Source organism: Marinobacter sp. (genome assembly GCF_035268745.1).
In the GTDB taxonomy this organism is placed as follows: domain Bacteria; phylum Pseudomonadota; class Gammaproteobacteria; order Pseudomonadales; family Oleiphilaceae; genus Marinobacter.
Genome location: NZ_DATFKH010000147.1, coordinates 1 through 1,892 on the forward strand (window position 1 = coordinate 1; position 1,892 = coordinate 1,892).

Annotated in this window: 3 protein-coding genes and 1 pseudogene; 3 read left to right on the top strand and 1 reads right to left on the bottom strand. The window is 55.8% G+C overall.

Going from position 1 to position 1,892, the window contains the following annotated elements:
* The coding region (locus tag VJ956_RS11410) for a cation diffusion facilitator family transporter (protein ID WP_324085008.1) at positions 1–605 on the bottom strand (605 nt) is incomplete at its 3' end.
* 69 nt (positions 606–674) lie between these two features.
* On the opposite strand from VJ956_RS11410, the gene VJ956_RS11415 reads away from it, so the two are divergent.
* The 3 genes and pseudogenes from VJ956_RS11415 to VJ956_RS11425 all read left to right on the top strand — a co-directional run.
* Positions 675–1,082, top strand: coding sequence for a helix-turn-helix domain-containing protein (locus VJ956_RS11415; RefSeq protein WP_324085009.1), 408 nt, complete (start codon positions 675–677; stop codon positions 1,080–1,082).
* Positions 1,083–1,322: 240 nt separating this feature from the next.
* A complete protein-coding gene (locus VJ956_RS11420; RefSeq protein ID WP_324085011.1) occupies positions 1,323–1,622 on the top strand; it encodes a DUF932 domain-containing protein in 300 nt (99 codons plus the stop codon).
* Positions 1,610–1,892: pseudogene (locus VJ956_RS11425) on the top strand (hypothetical protein); the annotation flags it as partial. The gene VJ956_RS11420 and the pseudogene VJ956_RS11425, both read left to right, overlap by 13 nt.

Consider the following 1,892-nt stretch of genomic DNA (forward strand, 5'->3'; position numbering starts at 1 on the left):
CGCCATTCCTCCATACCTTCACGGATGACCTGCCAGGCGGAGTGCAGGAAAAGCGCGGCAATGGCGAGGCCCACAATGATATCCGGCCAGAGGGTATTGGTGAGGGCGACCAGTCCAGCCGCAATGATGACACTGCTGTTGGCGAACAGATCGTTCCTGGAACACATCCAGGTGGAACGCATATTGAGGTCGTCCGCGCGATGGCGATAGAGCAACATGAAACAGACCCCGTTTGCAGCCAGGGCAAGAGCGCCGACAGCCCCCATCCACTCAGCGGCGGGGACTTCCTGTATCACCAGTTTGCGAATCGCATCGGCGACAACAACAAGCCCGAACAACAGCATAAAGCCGCCTTTGAACAGCGCCGCCCCGGCGCGTGCGCGACGGCTTCTGTCCAGCACGAACAGTGTCAGCGCATAGACAGACGCGTCGCCGAACATATCCAGCGAATCGCCCAGTAACGCGGTAGAGCTTGCAATCCAGCCGGCGCTGAATTCCACCACAAACATCACCGCATTGATGGCAAGCGCAATGTAAAGCACCCGGCTTTGGCTGGCCCTCAGTTGTGCCAGTTCACCGGCCTTGTTCTCACAGCAGCTGTCCACGACGGAGTCTCCCAAAATTGGCAATTCGACGATACACTAATGGTTATAGTAACTATAAGGTCAATGACGATGAGCGAAAAAAGTTACACAGTCGGTCGGCTGGCCGATGATACGGGCATCAAGCCCGTGACCATCCGCTACTACGAAAAAATTGGGCTGTTACCGAAAGCGACCCGCTCGGAATCCGGCTATCGTCTTTATTTCGAAGCGGATCATTCACGGCTGCTGTTTATCCGACGAAGCCGCGGGCTCGGATTCAGCCTTGACGATATCCGTGAACTGTTATCGCTGGCTGACCGGCAGCAGGAGTCATGTGCGGGCGTGGACACCAAAGTTGAACAACAATTGGAACAGGTGCGCTCTCGACTGAAAGATCTGCGTGCAATGGAATACGAGCTGGAAAGACTGAGTGCGTGTTGTGAGGGCGGGGTTATCATGGACTGCCGTATTATCGAGACGCTGTCTGGCGAGGCTTAGGCGCTTTCGTCCAGATACAGCATCGAAAGGGGGAATTACTGCATTCGCGTCCATTGGCCGTAGCCACTGATGGAAAGCAGGAAAACGGCGGTTTTCAAGACGGGCTTTTTCCAAAAATGTAGTGTCGACGAAAGCGCCTTCCCTCCCCATTCACAGAGGTAACTCCTATGTCTGTAAAATGCCCCAACTGCCTGTCCGTCCGGATCGGCACGAACAATTACGGCAAGATCACCGACTCTGGTGGCCCCCTGGGCGAGATTCCGTCCTATCCGGATTCCAAGGTGCTTTATCGCTCGGATACAAGGCACCGATCAAACCAATGCCTACGTCCTGCTGGCCACCGCCTGTGACGGCACCATTGCAACCACCGCTCAGTTCACCAGTATTCGTGTGGTGTGCAACGAAACGCTGGCTGTTGCTCTGAAGGGCTCCACGGCTAATGTTGTCAAGGTGAAGCACAATACCGCTTTTGATGCGGATCTGGAGAAGAAGCAACCTGGTATCTCCGTGTTGCCTGGGACGAGTTCATGTGCCGCCTGAAGACTCTGAGCGAACGGAAAGTGAAAATCACCGAGGCCAGGAACTACTTCCTCAAGGTGTTCACTGACGACTCCGGTACCGGAGTTGGCAAAACCAACGAACGCTCCATGGCGAAGGCCCTGGGTCTGTATGAAGGCGAGGGCATGAGTGCAATCACAATTCAGAAACAGCGACCGGCATTGCGCCTGGTCTCCACCAAGGGCCCTAGCCGGAACGAATGGCTGAAGGTCCGCAAGCAGGGCATCGGCAGTAGTGACGCCGCTGCAGCCG